We start from the raw sequence: 14,720 nt of genomic DNA on the forward strand, positions 1-14,720 counted from the left end.
ACGGGAGAGTGTCGTGCAGACCTTCAGGTGCGCCTCGTGCGGGCGGGAGATCAAGCCCGCGGTCGCCTGCCCGCACTGCGGCGCCGACCAGCCACAGTGGGCCGAGCACCTGGCCGAGATCGAGCGCTCGATCGCCGAGATGAAGGCCCGCGACGCCGAGATCGCCCGCGAGCAACGGCAGATCGCCGCCAAGATGCAGGCCGCCCTCTTCCAGCGCGACATCCTGGCGCACGCCGGTGAGGAGCGGATCAAGCAGGCCACCCGGCCCCGCCGCGTGCTGCGCCGCCGGCCCGGCCGCCGCCCGCCCACCGCCACCACCGGCGCGCCGCCCCGGGTGCCCCGCCAGGGCACCCCGCCGACCGGCCCGGACGATCTCCCCCCGTCGCCGCCGCGCGGCCGCCCACAGTGGCTCGACGCGGACGACCCCGAGCACCCGCCGGAGGCGTCCTCGCGGGAGGTGCAGAACATCCCCCTCGGGCTCGGCGCGCTGCTGCTCGGCATCGCGGCGGTGGTCTTCGCCGCAGTGGCCACCAGCTCGATGGACGCGCTGGCCCGGCTCGGCGTGCTGCTGATCGCCACGGTGCTGATGCTGCTGGCCCCACCGGTGGTGGCCCGGCGCGGGCTCACCTCGACCGCCGAGACGATCGCCGCGGTGGGCCTGCTGCTGCTGCCGCTAGCCGGGTACGCGCTCTGGGCCGTCGACCGGGTCGGCGGCGGCACCTCCGGCCCCGCCTTCTCCGGGTCGATCTTCCTGGTCACCACCGTGGTCGCGTTCGGGTACGCGTACTGGACCGGACTGCGGGCTCCCCGCTTCGCCACCGTGCTGGCCGCCCAGCCGGTCCTGCCGCTGCTGGCGTACGAGCGGATCACCGGGCCGGCCGGCTGGGCGCTGGTGCTCACCGTCGTGGCCGTGGTCGACCTCGCGCTGGCCCGCTCGGCGGTGGTGGTCGAACGCCCGGTCCGGCGTGACCTGCCGATCCCGCCGCCGGAGCCCGCCCCGCCCCGGCAGCGCACCGCCGACGGCCGGCCCGAGTCGGACCCGGAGGAGTCCGGCGAGGTGCTCGGCGCGGAGCCGCCGCCCGGCGCGGAGCCGGTCCCACCGGCCCGTCCGGTGCCCTGGCTGCGCGAGCTGACCTGGCTGCTGCACGGGGCGGCGGTCGCCGTCGCCCTGGCGTACGCGGTCACCGCCCTGCTGCGGGCCACCACCGTGCCGGCCGCCGCCGGGGCGGGAGCCGTGCTGCTGCTCGCCGCGCTGGTCGGGCTCGCCGGGACGCTGGTGCTGCGCCGGCCGCCGCTGCCGGACGTGGGCGCCGGCATCGTCACCCTCGCGGTGATCGGCGCGCTGGGCCGGGTCGCCTCGGTCGCCTTCCCCGGCCGGTCGCTGCTGCTCATCGCCGCGGTCATCGCGCTCGCCGGGCTCGCCGTCCGGGCCGTACCGGAGGCGGCCCGGCGGGGTCCGCAGCTCGCCTCGGCGGTGGCGCTCACGGTCAGCGGCCTCGTGGTGGCCGGCGGCGCGCTGCGCGCCGGGCTGGCCCCGGTCCGCGCCGCGCTGCCCGCCTGGTCGGCGGAGCTGAGCGACTGGCACGCCGAGCTGGCCGCGGCGGTCGGCCCGACCGGCTGGCAGCTCGCCGCCAGCGCCCTGCTGCTCACCGTCGCGGCGGTGGTGGCCCTGCCGGCGGAGATCCGGCGCGAGTTCGCGGTGGTCGGCGCGGCGCTGACCGCGCTCGCCGTGCCGGCCTCGCTCGGACTGGGCTGGGCGACCGCCTGCTGGCCGATGCTGCTGACCGCGGTGGCCATCGGGGTGCTCGGGCTCACCGCCGGCACCGAGCGCGCCGCGGTGGCCCACTCGGTGACCGCCGGCGGGCTGGGACTGATCGGGGCCGGGGCCGCGCTCGCCCGGCCCGCGCTGACCGCCGCCGCGCTGACCCTCCTGTTCCTGGCCGGCGCGCTGGTCTCGCTGGCGCCCCGGGTCCGGATCGCCGCCGCCGCCACGGACACCGTCTGCGCCTGGGCGGCCGGCGGGGCGGCGTTCGCGTTTCCCGGCGCGGTGGCCGCGTTCGTCACCGCCACGGTGCCGACCGCGCCGGCCCTCACCCCGGCGAACCTGCGGGAGGTCACCGTCCCGATCCTCGCGGCGAGCTTCCTCGGCGTGTGCGTCACGCTCGGCTACGCCGCCCTCGTCCAGGTCGCGCAGCGACACCTCACCGTGCCGCACGCGCTCGGCACCGTGCTGGGCGCGGTGGCGGTCGCGGCGGCCGCGTTCGGCGCGCCCGGCGCCACCACCGCCGACGCCTGGTTGGGTGGGCTGGTGCTGGTCGCCGCCGCGCTGCTGGCGCTGGCCCCCCGGATCGACGCCGGCCGCCGCGCCGACCTGTCGCTCGACGGATCCGACCTGGCCCTCGCCGCCACCACGGTGGCGCTCATCGCCACCCTGGTCCGGATCGCCGCCGTGCTGGCCCCCGGCGGCCAGCTCGTGGTGGCCGCCGCGCTGGTGACGGTGGTCGCCGTCGCCGCACGGGCGATGCCCGAGGAGTGGCGGCGCGGCCCGGTCCTCGGCATCGCGGCCGGCGGCACGCTGATCGGCCTGATCGCGGCGTGGAGCGCGCTGCGCGGCGGAGTCGGCGTGCTGGCCACGCCGGGCCCGATCTGGGCCGGCGACCTGAGCGGCTGGCCGGCCGCGCCGACCGGCGGGTCCACCTGGCAGGCGCCGGTCGCGCTGGCGCTGCTGGCCGTGGCCGCCGGCATCCTGCTGCCACCGCCCTGGAGGTACGACGTCCCCGGCGCGGCCGCCGTGCTCGCCACCATCGGCGCGCCGGCCGCGTTCGACCTGCCCTGGTGGTCGCCGGTGCTGGTGGGCGCCATGGTCGCCACCGTCTTCGGGATGGCGGCGGTGGCCGCGGCCGATCCGCGCGCGGCGCTGTCCCGGGCCACGGTGGCCGGGGTCGTCGCCCTGCACGCCGCCGGCGCCGGGCTGGTCCGCCCGTGGACCACCGCGCTGGCACTCGGCAGCATCGCGCTGATCGGGGTGACGGTGGCCGCCCTGGCCCGGGCGCTCGCGCCGGCGCTGGTCGAGGACGTCCGCACCGAGGGGATGCCGACGCACCTCGTGCAGGTCGGTGGCGCGGCGGCCGGCGCCGCCCTGCTCGCGCTGCCCGGGGCGGTGGCCGCCCTCGCCGCCGAGTACGGCCGACCCCCGCAGGTGGTGCTCACCGCCGCGCTCGCCGCGTCCAGCATCGGCCTGGCCGCGGTGGCGGCGGTCCGCCGGCAGGTCCCGCAGTACCTCCCGTACGCGAGCGTGGCCGTGGTGGGCGGCGCGACGGTCAGCGCGGCCGCCGCCGTGATCACCCACCTCCCCGCCGGGGTGTACGCCGCCGCGGCGGCGCTGCTCGGCGTGCTCGCCGAGCTGATCCGGGCCGCCACCGAACCGCCGGCCGGCTCGGCCCAGCCGGTCCGCCGCTGGTCGGTGCTGCTGAACGGGGCGCTGCGCCGCGCGCCCGACGACCCGAGCGTGCGACGGTGGCGGGTGAGCCCGGCGGCCGGTGCGCTCGCCGCGGCGGCGCTGCCCACCGCTCTGGCCCTGGCCACGCTGGCGCCGGCGCTGGTGGTGGCGCTGGTCGAGCCGCTCCAGGTGGTGTCCCGGGTCTGGCAGGGGCCCCCGCCGGGGCTGCTCACCCCGCCACCCGAGGCGGTGGACCCGACACACGTGCTCACGGCGCTCCTGCTCACCGCGGCGGCGGCGCTCGCCGCCGTCGGGTTCAGCGGCGGCCGGCGGTCCCGGGCCGTGCCGGTGGTCCTGCCCGGGGCGGCGGTCACGTTGCTGATCACCCCGGTGGCGCTCGGCCGCGGCTGGCCGGTGACCGCGATGGCCGGGCTGGCCGTCTTCACCGTCTCGATGCTGGGGCTGGCGCTCACCCCGCCGCCCGCGCTGGCCGAGCCGGCCCACTCGATCCGGGTCGCCCGGGTGCTGGTGTTCGCCATCGGGCTGGCCGCCGGGAACGCCGGGCTCTCCGGCAGCCTCGCCACCCGGGAGCTGACCCTGTTCACGCTGGGCGGCGCGGTCGGCGTGGGCGCGGTCGCCGCGCTCTTCGGCACCACCCAGCGGGCCCGCATCCTCGGCTGGCTCTTCGCCTCGCTGATGGCCCAGCTCTTCGTGCTCACCCTCGGCCTGGTGGCCGGGCTCGCCGCGGTCTGGTCCGCGTTCGGGGTGCTGGCCGTCGGGGCGGCGCTCCAGGTCTTCGCCGCCGCCCTGCCCCGGCTGCGCCGGCCCGAGGCGTACCGGGAGGCGGCCACCGTGGAGTGGAGCGGCCACGCCGCGGCGCTCATCGCGCTGGCCCTGGCGTACGACTCGCCCCGGCACATCGCCGCGCTGCTCGCCGCCTGGGGCGCCGTCCTCGGCATGGCGGCCAGCCGCCCGGGCCGGCGGCCGGCGGAACGGAACCTGCTGATCTGGGGCGTGGTGATCTGCGAGATCAGCGCCTGGTGGATCCTCATGCGGACGGCCGACGTGGCGCTGCCCGAGGCCTACACCCTGCCGTTCGCCCTGCTCGCCCTGCTGGTCGGGGTGCTGCAACTGCGGCACCGGCCCGACCTGTCGAGCTGGGTGGCGTACGGGCCGGCGCTGGTCGCCGCGTTCCTGCCGACGCTGGCGATCGTGCTGGCCACCGAGTCCAGCATGCTGCGCCAGGTGCTGCTGCTGCTCGGTGCCGTCGCGGTGCTGATCTTCGGTTCGACGAGCCAGCAGCAGGCGCCGGTGATCGTGGGCGCCACGGTCACCGCGATCGCCGCGGTGCACGCGCTGGTCAGCCTCGGCCCGTGGCTCGTGCTGATCCCGGTCGGCTTCGTCCTGCTGGTGCTCGGTGCGAGCAACGAGCGGCGCCGGCGCGCCCAGGAACGTCTCCAGACGGCGCTTCGCGGAATGAGATGAAACCGGAGGGGTGGGCGTTCGCCGTCGTGGGCGGGCAAACGGTGCCGGGTCCGCGCGGAGGTCCCTGCGGGCTCAGGTGAGCGAGGCGCGGAGGGCCTTCTCCTTCTCCGCGACCAGGTCCTCCAGGCTCGCCTGGTAGGCGGCCATCCGGTCACGCAGCGCCGGATCGGACGCGCCCAGGATGCGCACGGCGAGCAGCCCCGCGTTGCGGGCGTTGCCGATCGACACCGTGGCCACCGGCACGCCGGCCGGCATCTGCACGATGGAGAGCAGCGAGTCCATCCCGTCGAGGTACTTCAGCGGCACCGGCACGCCGATCACCGGCAGCGGGGTGACCGAGGCGACCATGCCGGGCAGGTGTGCGGCGCCGCCCGCCCCGGCGATGATCACCTTGACGCCGCGGTCCGCGGCGGCCCGACCGTACTCGATCATCTTGACCGGGGTGCGGTGCGCCGACACCACGCCGACCTCGTAGGGCACGCCGAACTCGTCCAGCGCCTCGGCGGCGGCCCTCATGGTCGGCCAGTCCGAGTCACTGCCCATGATCAGCCCGACGGTGCTCATGAGCGCCCCTCCCGCAGCCAGCGGGCGGCGCGCGCCGCCCGGGCCCGTACGTCGTCCAGGTCGGTGCCGAGCACGGTGACGTGCCCGATCTTGCGGCCCGGCCGCACCTGCTTGCCGTACAGGTGGACCTTCGCCCCAGGTTCGGCGGCGAAGAGGTGGTGCAGCCGCTCGTCGACGGACATGCCGCCCGGCTCGCCGCCCAGCACGTTCGCCATCACCACGACCGGCGCGGCGAGCGAGGTGTCCCCCATCGGGTAGTCGAGCACGGCTCGGAGGTGCTGCTCGAACTGGGAGGTCCGGGCCCCCTCGATGGTCCAGTGCCCGGAGTTGTGCGGCCGCATGGCCAGCTCGTTCACCACCAGACCGGTGGGCGTCTCGAACAGCTCCACGGCGAGCAAGCCGACCACGCCGAGCGCGGTGGCCAGGTCGATGGCGAGCTGCTGCGCGGCGACCGCACGCTCCTCCGGGAGGTCGGGCGCCGGGGCGAGCACCTCGACGCAGATGCCGTCCCGCTGCACCGTCTCCACCACCGGGTACGCGGCGACCTGCCCGAACGGCGAGCGGGCCACCTGCACGGCCAGCTCCCGGCGCAGCGCCACCCGCTCCTCGACGATCAGCGGGGTGCCCCCGGCCAGCAGGGTGGTGGCCAGCTCGGCGGCCTGGGTGGCGTCGTCCATCATCCAGACGCCCCGGCCGTCGTAGCCGCCGCGGGCGGCCTTGAGCACCACCGGCCAGCCGATCTCCGCGCCGAACGCGAGCAGGTCGGCCGGGGTCTCGACCGGCCGCCAGGCCGGGTTCGGCGCGCCCAGCTCACCGAGCCGCTCGCGCATCACCCGCTTGTCCTGCGCGTGCACCAGCGCCTCGGCCGGCGGGAAGAGCTTCACGCCCTCCTCGGTCAGGGTGCGGATGTGCGCGTTGGGCACGTGCTCGTGGTCGAAGGTGACCACGTCGCACCCCTTCGCGAAGGTGCGCAGGGCGGCGAGGTCGGTGTGGTCGCCGTACTGGACGTCGGCGGCGACCAGGGCGGCGCCGTCGTCCGGGGCGAGCGCGAGCACGCGCAGCGACTGGCCGAGGGCGATGGCGGCCTGGTGGGTCATCCGGGCGAGCTGGCCACCGCCCACCATGCCGACGACAGGCAGTCCGGTACGGGAATCCATAGCGCCGCCAGCCTATCGGGACGGCGGCCCTCCCCGGCCGGGGAGGGCCGCTGCACCGCGGTTCGGGCGGCGACCCGGGGCCCGGGAGACCCGGCCACGACGACCTCGTGGACGGCCCCGGCCGCGCGGCGGGCCGGGGTCAGCTCGTCGTGGCGACGGCGACGCGGCGGGGCGCGCGGGCGATCTCGCGGGCGGTCGTCCGGGCGATCAGCAGCGAACCGAGCACCGTCGGGGCAAGCCAGGCGACCAGGTGCCCGCCGGTCATCTGCACGGCGAACCCGGTGACGAAGGCGATCACCGTGCTGCCCATCAGGTTGAAGTGCCAGATCCGCCAGCCCCGGCCGCCGAGGCCGCGCGGCCGACGCCGGGCGAACCAGAGGCCACCGACCAGCCAGCCGAGGGTGAGCGCGCCCAGCACGGCCAGCCCCCACAGGCGGCCCGGGTCGTAGGCGAAGAGACCGAAGGCGCTGAGGCTCAGGCCGACGGCGGCGCCCGCGTAGACCCGGCCGAGCAGGGTGTGCCGGCCGCGCCGCTTCGGCGCGAGCAGCACGGGCAGCGCCAGCAGCAGCCCGACGGTGCCGCTGGCGGCGTGGAGCACGACGAGAACGGTGTGCACGGGTCCCCCTCCCGCGACATCCCTATGTGGGAGGTCGATGGGTCCAGCATCGGACCTGACACAATGGGATGTCAAGGAGATTCGCGAAGGAGAACCGACCGATGCCGGACCGGCCGTTGAACGCCACCGCCGCCTCGCTGCTGGGCTTCCTGCACGACGGCCCGATGACCGGCTGGGACCTGGTCACCGTCGCCCAGCAACGGATCGGGGCGTTCTGGTCGCTGACCCAGAGCCAGGTCTACCGGGAGCTGACCGCCATGGCGGCCACCGGGCTGGTCCAGGCCGGTGAGCGGGGCCGACGGGACCGGCAGCCGTACGAGATCACCGAGGCGGGGCGCCGGGCGTTCACCGAGTGGACGGCCCGACCACCGGCGGACGAGACGATCCGGTTCCCGCTGCTGCTGACGGTGCTCTTCGGTCGGCACCTGCCCCCGGAACGGCTCGCCGGCTACCTCGGCGCGCACCGGGCCGCCCACGCCGCACGGCTCGCCGACTACCAGGCCGCCGCGGCGGCGCTCCCACCGGAGGCGGACGAGGTCGAACCGTACGCGGTGGCCACGCTGCGCTTCGGGCTGGCGTACGAGCGGGCGGTGCTGGAGTGGTTCGACGCGCTGCCCGAGCCGCTGCGCCCGGCAACCGGGGGCGAGGAGCCGGTCACCTGAGCTGGGCGACCAGATCCTCGACCGTGGTCACCGGCCGGTCGCAGACGAACCCCCGGCAGACGTACGCGGTGGGCCGCCCACCCAGCGCCGGCCGGTCGGCCAGCAGCGGCACGCCGGGCTGGTCGGCGCGGCCCGCCACCACCACGGCCCCGGGCGGGGCGTGCCGGAGCGCGGCGGCCACCAGCGGATCGCCCACCGGGTCGTCGGTCACCACGGCGATCTCGTACGGCCCGGAAAGCAGCGCCTCGCCGACCGTGGCCGCGTAGCCGGTGAATCGGGCGTGCTGGGCCACGATCGGCGCGACCGTCGACAGAGCCCCGTCCGCCGCCTCCCGGTACCGGGTCTCCCCCGTCAACGCCGCGTACGCGACCAGCGCCGCGGCGATCGCCGAGCGGCCGGCCGGGGTGGCGTTGTCGGTCGGGTCCGCCGGCCGGGTGACCAGGCGCTCGGCGTCGTCGGCGGTGTCGTAGAAGCCGCCGTCCGGTGCGGCGAACCGGGCCAACGCCACGTCGAGCAGCTGCCCCGCCAGGACGAGCCAGCGCCCCTCGCCGGTAAGTTGGTGCATCGCACAGAACGCCTCGGCCACGCAGCCGTAGTCCTCCAGCACGCCGGCCGGCTCGCCGACGACCTTGTCCCGGGAGACCCGGCGCAGCCGGCCGTCCACCACGTGCACGGCCGCCAGGTGCTCGGCGGCGTCCCGCATCGCGCCGTCGGCCACGATGGTGACGCCCTCCATGAGGTTCGCGTCCTCGTCGTCGGGGGACGCACAGAGCGCCGCGACCTGCTGGAACTCGGCGATCGCGGTGATTGCCAGCCCGTTCCAGGCGGCCACCACCTTGTCGTCGCGGGCCGGCTGGGGGCGGGTGTCCCGGGCCGCGAGCAGCCGGCCCACCACCTCCTGCCAGCGCCGGCGCACCGAAGGGTCGGCGTCGTCGATGTCCCGGGCCAGCCTCAGCACGCTGCTGCCGTGTTCGAAGGTGCCCTGCTCCGTCACCTCGAACAGGTCGGCGGCGAAGCGGCCGTCCTCGTCCCCCAGCACCTCGACCAGCTGGGCCGGCGTCCAGACGTAGGTGAGGCCCTCGACGCCCTGGGTGTCGGCGTCCAGCGCCGAGGCGAAGCCCTCGCCGGCCCGGTGCAGCTCGTCGGCGAGGAACCGGGCCGTGTCGCGCGCCACCCGCCGGGCCAGCCGGTCCCCGGTGAGCCGCCAGAGCTGGGTGTAGACCCGCAGCAGCAGGGCGTTGTCGTAGAGCATCTTCTCGAAGTGCGGCACCGTCCAGTGCCCGTCCACCGAGTAGCGGGCGAAGCCGCCGGCGAGCTGGTCGTGCAGGCCGCCGCGGGCCATCGCCTCGCAGGTGTGCCGGACGATCTCCAGGCTCCGCGGCGAGCCGGTGCGCTGGTGGTGCCGGAGCAGGAAGAGCAGGTTCATGTGCGGCGGGAACTTCGGCGCGCCGCCGAAGCCGCCGTTCGTCTCGTCGTACTCCGTGGCGAGCTGGTCGGCGGCGGCGTCCAGCACCTCGGCGGTGAGCGGCGCGGTCAGGCCGCCCACGGCCTGCGCGCCGCCGATCGCCTCGACCACGGCGGCGCCCTGCCGGAGCACCGCCTCCCGCTGGTCGCGCCAGGCGGTGGCGACCGAGCCGAGCAGCCGGACGAAGTTGGCCCGCGGGAAGTAGGTGCCGCAGAAGAACGGGGTGCCGTCCGGGGTGGCGAAGACCGTCATGGGCCAGCCGCCCTGGCCGGTCATCGCCTGGGTGGCCGTCATGTAGACCGCGTCGACGTCGGGCCGTTCCTCGCGGTCGACCTTCACACAGACGAAGTCGTCGTTCATGAGCTGGGCGACGCCCTCGTTCTCGAACGACTCGTGCGCCATCACGTGGCACCAGTGGCAGGCCGCGTAGCCGACCGAGATGAGGACCGGCACGTCGCGCCGCTTCGCCTCGGCGAACGCCTCGTCGCACCAGGGCCACCAGTCGACCGGGTTGTCGGCGTGCTGGAGCAGGTAGGGCGAGGTGGCGTCCGCGAGTCGGTTCACCCGACGACCATAACCACCGCCGGCATCCGCCGCCGCCGGTCGCCCTTCCCCGGCCCGGGTCACCTGACCCGGGCCGGGCACCGGATCAGGCCGGCGTCAGGCGCACGGTCGTCGGGCCGACGTCGACCTGGACGTACTCGTCGTAGAAGGGGTCGCGGCCCTCGACCTGCGCCCCCACCTCCGCGTCGCCCGGCCGGAAGCGGAGGCCGTCCACCGGGGTGGTCGTCGCCGCCCACTCCACCACCTGGTCCGGTGCACACTGCACGTCGGTGGCCGCGAACCAGATCCGCACGCGGCCCTGGGTGACCGCGCCGTTGATGTTCAGGGTTGCCGCCTGGCGGCAGGTCAACGTCCCGTGCACGGTGGCCGCACCGTACCTCAGCGCAATGGTGCCGGTGTCGGCCACGGTGGCCCGGGGGTCCAGCAGCGGCGCGGCGGGCGGGTTGGTGAGGTGGACCTCTCCACGGGCCGGCACCGGCGCGCCGTCGCAGTACACCTCGAAGCTGGCGTCCAGCTTCTCCATGTAGCCGTACGGGGCGAAGACCACATCGGTGATGGTGAACGAACCGACGCTCTCGTCACACGGGCCGTTGGGGCCCACGAGGGTCAGCCCGGGGTTCGGCCCGGGCCACGGGTAGCCGAGCGCGTCCGTGTAGGTGCCCGGCGCGAGCGGCCGGTCCGAGCCGGAAACCAGGATGAGGTGCCAGCCACCGAACACCCTGACGGTGATCTCCTGATCCTGCCCCCACAACTGCATCTCGTCGCCCGCATCGGTCGAGAAGGCGTACGAGTTGCCGCCGGTGAGTGGCTCCCCCGCCTCGCCGGAGACCGTGAAGGTGCCCGTGGCGGGCACCTCCCGGGGCTCCGCCTGGGCAGGCGTGGAGACGGTCAGGCCGGCCGCGCCGGCGATCAGAGACAGGGCCGCCGCGAGCAGCGGACGTCGACCGAACCTACGCATGCATCCTCCCCCGAAGTGGACTGCCGGGCGACGGGTGTCGATGCGTCGCCCGAGCCGAGGGTATGGGTTCCGAACCTGGCCCGCTGTCCCGCGCCGCGCTCTGTCGACGACCCGACTCGCTCCCGTGTCCCGACCGGGCACGCGAGGGCCTTTCGGTGTTCATGTTTATCGATTTATATCTGTGCATGCCGGTGACCGTCGCCGGCCTCCGAGGAGGTAGGCATGCAGAGACCCCGTGCCCTGTCGGCACTCACGTCCGTCGCGGTGCTCGCCACGATGTTCGGCGCCGGGCCGGCGTCAGCCGCGGTGGACCCGGAGACCCGGTTCTCCGCCACCACCGGTGTCGGCGTCCACAACGCGTACGAGCGCGCCACCTACCCCTACCTGGCGCAGGCGCTCGACGCCCGGCCCGGGCTGATCGAGCTGGACGTCTGGCCGGACGTGCTGACCCGGCAGTGGCGGGTCAGCCACTCCAACCCGCTCGGCAACGACAACAACTGCGTGGTCGCCACGAGCCCCGCCCAGCTCTACACCGGCACCCGGAACCGGAACCTGGAACACTGCCTGGACGACATCCGGCTCTGGCTGGGCGCCCACCCCGACGCCGGCCCGCTGGTCCTCAAACTGGAGCTGAAGACCGGCTTCAGCGGGCGTACCGGGCAGGGGCCGGGCCAGCTCGACGCGGTGCTCGCCGCGCGGCTCGGCGACCGGGTGTTCCGCCCGGCCGACCTGCTCGGCGGCCACGCCAACCTGGACGCCGCCGCGCGCGCCGACGCCTGGCCCGGCCGGGCGCAGCTCGCCGGCAAGGTGATCGTCGAGCTGATCCCCGGCACCGTCGAGGAGGGCAACCCGACCGACACCCTGTGGACCGACGTCGAGTACGCCCGCCACCTGGCCGGCCTCGCGGCGGCCGGCACCCTGGGCACCGCCCGCGCCTTCCCGGCCGTGCACCGGGCGCAGGCCGGCGACCCGCGCGCCCGGTACGCCGACGCGAGCCTGCGGGCCTGGTTCGTGCTCTTCGACGGCGACGCCACCGCGTACGTCACCGGGGGCATCGACACCGCCTGGTACGGCGCCCACCACTACCTGCTGGTGATGACCGACGCGCAGAACGTCCCGCCGGCCGTCGGGACCGGCGACGCCGGCGCGGCAGCGACCCGGGTCGCCGAGCTGGCCCGGGCGCACGCCAGCATCGCCTCGGCGGACTGGGCGGCGCTGCCCACCGTCCTCGACGACGTGCTGCCCCGGGGCTGACCCCGCGCCCGGCCGGTCCGCGCCGTCGGGGCGAGCGGTCCCGGCGGCGCGGGACGGTCAGGACGCGCCGTCGGCGCGGAGCGGGAAGACGTTGCCGCGCGCGGTCTCCACCAGCGACCCGAGCACCGCCCCGATCTTGTCCGCCGGCATCGGCTTGAAGAAGTGATAGCCCTGCGCGGCGGTGCAGCCCAGCTCGGCCAGGGCGGTCCGCTGCTCGGCGGTCTCCACGCCCTCGGCGACCACCCGCAGCCCCAGCTCGTGGGCGAGCCCGACGGTGGTCCGCACGATCGCCGCCGCCTCCGGCGAGTCGGCCATCCGGATCACGAAGGAGCGGTCCACCTTCAACTCGTCGACCGCGATCCGGGTCAGGAAGGTCAGCGAGGAGAACCCGGTGCCGAAGTCGTCGACGGCGAGCTGCACGCCCATCGAGCGGAGGGTGGCCAGCACCTCGTCGATGACCTCCAGCTCGCTCATCACCACCGTCTCGGTGATCTCCAGGACCAGCCGGTGCGGCGGGACCTGGTGCCGGCGCAGCGCCTCGCCGATCTCGGCCGGCAGCCGCGGGTCGAGCAGGCTGCGCGCCGACAGGTTCACCGAGATCGGGATGTCCAGTCCCTCGCGCGCCCAGTCGGCCGCCACCGCCAGGGCCTTGTCCAGCACGTAGCGGGTGAAGCTGCCGAGCTGCTCGCTGTTCTCCACCGGCCGGATGAAGTCCGCCGGGCTGAGCCAGCCCCGGCGCGGGTGCTGCCAGCGGATCAGCGCCTCCACCCCGGTCGGTGCGCCGGTGGCCAGGTCCACTGCCGGCTGCAACGCCAGCACCAGCTGGTCGTCGGCCTCCAGCGCCTCCCGCAGCTCCGCGAGCAGCGCCAGGTGGTCGGTGCTCGCCGCGTCGCGCGAGCTGTCGTATGCGGCGACGCTGCCGCCGCCCTCCTTCGCCTGGTACATGGCGATGTCGGCCCGGCGCAGCAGCTCGGTCAGGTCGGCGGTGCCCGCGTCGGCGACCACCACGCCGACGGCCACCTCGACCGACATGCGCACCCCGGCCACCTCGGTCGGCGCGGCCAGCCGCTCGGCGATCTCCCGGGCCTGGCGCAGCGCGTACGCCAGCGGGGCGGCCCGGTCGTCGACCACCGGGACCGTGGTGAGCAGCAGGGCGAACTCGTCGCCGCCGAGCCGCCCGAGCAGGTCGCCCGGACGGGCCATGGTGGTCAGCCGGCTCGCGGCCAGCCGCAGCAGCTGGTCGCCGGCCGCGTGCCCGAGCGTGTCGTTGACCTCTTTGAACTGGTTGATGTCGAGCAGCAGCAGCGCCACCGGGTGGTCGTGGGCGCATTGCCGCAACGCCTGGTCGCCCTTGGCCAGCAGGGCGGCCCGGTTGAGCAGGCCGGTGAGCTGGTCGTGCACCGCCTCGTACGACGAGCGGGCGGTGACCAGCCGCAGCTCGCGGTGGGTCGCGGCGTCGTGCAGGGCGGCGGCCAGCGCGTCGCCGAACGCCGCGACGCCGTCCCGTTCCCGGGCGGTGGGCGGGGCGGACGGGGAGAACCGGACCCGCAGCTGGCCGACCTCCGCGCTGCCCACGGTGAGCCGCCGGACCAGCTCGTGCTCGCCCGACCCGGTGGCCGTCGGTGGCTCCACCTCGCGGTCGCGCACCTGCGCGCCGGTGTCCGCCCGGTAGCGGCGCCAGCGGGCGTCGCCCCGGGCCACGTCCACCTCGACCAGCTCGGCGCCGAACAGGGTGAGCGCCCCGGTCACCGCGGAGGTCGCCACGCCCCGCTCGTCGAGCTGGTTGAGCGCGGCGGTGGCCTCGGCGAAGGCCCGCCAGGTGCGCCGCTCCTGGTCGGCCCGGAGCCGGTGCCGGTAGGTCTGCTGGAGCAGCCAGAGCGGCGGCGGCAGGAGCAGCAGCCAGCGCGGGTCGAGCTCCAGCAGGGTGACCACCACCAGGCCGACCGCCACGTTGCCGACGAACATCAGCAGCTTGCCGCGGAGCGCGGCGAGCAGCGGCGGCCCGATCGGGATGCCGTGCCGCAGGGCGAGGCCGGCGCCGCCCAGCCAGGCGGTGGTGAGCAGGTAGACCACCGCGCCGGCGGTCAGCGCGAGGGCCAGCTCGGGGGTGAGCGCGGCGAGCAGCGGCCGGCCGAGCGCGCTGGCGACCGCGGCGGCGAGCGCGGTGGCGGCGCTGAGCGAACCGGCGATCCGGACCAGCTCCAGGGCGGGTCGGCGGTCGGCGACCAGGGACATGGCCGTCCAGGCGGCCCCGGTGCCGAGCAGCGCCGCAGCCGGCAGCCAGCCGGCCGGCACCAGGTAGAGGCAGACGACGAGGGCTGCCTCGCCCCAGGTGATGCTGACCATGCCCGAGGCGGTGCGGAAGCGCAGCCGGGCGAGTTGGGCCACGGCGAACGCCACGACGGCGACGCCGAACCGGACGAATCCGGGCAGCGGGTCGTCCGACGGCAGGTGCGCGGGCACGGTGAGGCCGACCACGGCGGCCACCACGGCGGTGACCGCGACGGCCGAGGTCAGCAGGAGGACTCCGACCGGTGTGCCGCGCAGGCCCAGCCG

9 protein-coding genes are annotated in these 14,720 nt (G+C 76.0%); 3 read left to right on the forward strand and 6 right to left on the reverse strand.

Features of this window, described 5'->3' with window-relative positions; all coding sequences use genetic code 11:
* Positions 1–13 precede the first annotated feature (13 nt).
* Positions 14–4,924: an SCO7613 C-terminal domain-containing membrane protein gene (locus ACFYPD_RS29680; RefSeq protein WP_387120579.1), complete on the forward strand. Its 4,911-nt coding sequence runs from the start codon at positions 14–16 to the stop codon at positions 4,922–4,924.
* 72 nt (positions 4,925–4,996) lie between these two features.
* Here the strand turns inward: ACFYPD_RS29680 and purE are convergent, their stop codons facing one another.
* The 3 genes from purE to ACFYPD_RS29695 form a co-directional block, all read right to left on the reverse strand.
* The gene (purE, locus tag ACFYPD_RS29685; RefSeq protein ID WP_387120582.1) at positions 4,997–5,488 is read right to left on the reverse strand and encodes a 5-(carboxyamino)imidazole ribonucleotide mutase; all 492 of its coding nucleotides are present in this window, start codon (positions 5,486–5,488) and stop codon (positions 4,997–4,999) included.
* Complete coding sequence (locus ACFYPD_RS29690; RefSeq protein ID WP_387120585.1) at positions 5,485–6,645, reverse strand: 5-(carboxyamino)imidazole ribonucleotide synthase; 1,161 nt, start codon at positions 6,643–6,645, stop codon at positions 5,485–5,487. Before ACFYPD_RS29690 ends, purE begins: the two co-directional genes overlap by 4 nt.
* Positions 6,646–6,784: 139 nt before the next feature.
* A complete protein-coding gene (locus ACFYPD_RS29695) occupies positions 6,785–7,261 on the reverse strand; it encodes a hypothetical protein (RefSeq protein ID WP_387120588.1) in 477 nt (158 codons plus the stop codon).
* Between the two features lie 101 nt (positions 7,262–7,362).
* Here ACFYPD_RS29695 and ACFYPD_RS29700 point away from each other — a divergent pair, with 101 nt between their 5' ends.
* Entirely contained in the window at positions 7,363–7,923 is a 561-nt protein-coding gene (locus tag ACFYPD_RS29700; RefSeq protein WP_387120591.1) for a PadR family transcriptional regulator, read from the forward strand.
* On the opposite strand, the gene ACFYPD_RS29705 is transcribed toward ACFYPD_RS29700, so the two are convergent.
* Both ACFYPD_RS29705 and ACFYPD_RS29710 read right to left on the reverse strand, forming a co-directional pair.
* Entirely contained in the window at positions 7,916–9,952 is a 2,037-nt protein-coding gene (locus tag ACFYPD_RS29705) for a thioredoxin domain-containing protein (RefSeq protein ID WP_387120594.1), read from the reverse strand. The two genes, ACFYPD_RS29700 and ACFYPD_RS29705, sit on opposite strands and share 8 nt — an antisense overlap.
* A gap of 85 nt (positions 9,953–10,037) precedes the next feature.
* Entirely contained in the window at positions 10,038–10,910 is an 873-nt protein-coding gene (locus tag ACFYPD_RS29710; protein ID WP_387120597.1) for a hypothetical protein, read from the reverse strand.
* 222 nt (positions 10,911–11,132) lie between these two features.
* On the opposite strand from ACFYPD_RS29710, the gene ACFYPD_RS29715 reads away from it, so the two are divergent.
* Entirely contained in the window at positions 11,133–12,164 is a 1,032-nt protein-coding gene (locus ACFYPD_RS29715; RefSeq protein WP_387120600.1) for a phosphatidylinositol-specific phospholipase C domain-containing protein, read from the forward strand.
* A 57-nt stretch (positions 12,165–12,221) separates the two neighbouring features.
* On the opposite strand, the gene ACFYPD_RS29720 is transcribed toward ACFYPD_RS29715, so the two are convergent.
* The gene (locus ACFYPD_RS29720; protein ID WP_387120820.1) at positions 12,222–14,717 is read right to left on the reverse strand and encodes a putative bifunctional diguanylate cyclase/phosphodiesterase; all 2,496 of its coding nucleotides are present in this window, start codon (positions 14,715–14,717) and stop codon (positions 12,222–12,224) included.
* Between the last annotated feature and the right edge of the window lie 3 nt (positions 14,718–14,720).

Source organism: Micromonospora sp. NPDC005299 (assembly GCF_042872345.1).
Lineage (GTDB): Bacteria > Actinomycetota > Actinomycetes > Mycobacteriales > Micromonosporaceae > Micromonospora.

What these genes read in the sequence shown, in the direction of transcription:
- ACFYPD_RS29710 (WP_387120597.1), bottom strand. Translation starts at nt 10,910, where the DNA reads ATGCGTAGGTTCGGTCGACGTCCGCTGCTCGCGGCGGCCCTGTCTCTG.
- ACFYPD_RS29690 (WP_387120585.1), bottom strand. Translation starts at nt 6,645, where the DNA reads ATGGATTCCCGTACCGGACTGCCTGTCGTCGGCATGGTGGGCGGTGGC.
- ACFYPD_RS29700 (WP_387120591.1), top strand. Translation starts at nt 7,363, where the DNA reads ATGCCGGACCGGCCGTTGAACGCCACCGCCGCCTCGCTGCTGGGCTTC.
- purE (WP_387120582.1), bottom strand. Translation starts at nt 5,488, where the DNA reads ATGAGCACCGTCGGGCTGATCATGGGCAGTGACTCGGACTGGCCGACC.
- ACFYPD_RS29715 (WP_387120600.1), top strand. Translation starts at nt 11,133, where the DNA reads ATGCAGAGACCCCGTGCCCTGTCGGCACTCACGTCCGTCGCGGTGCTC.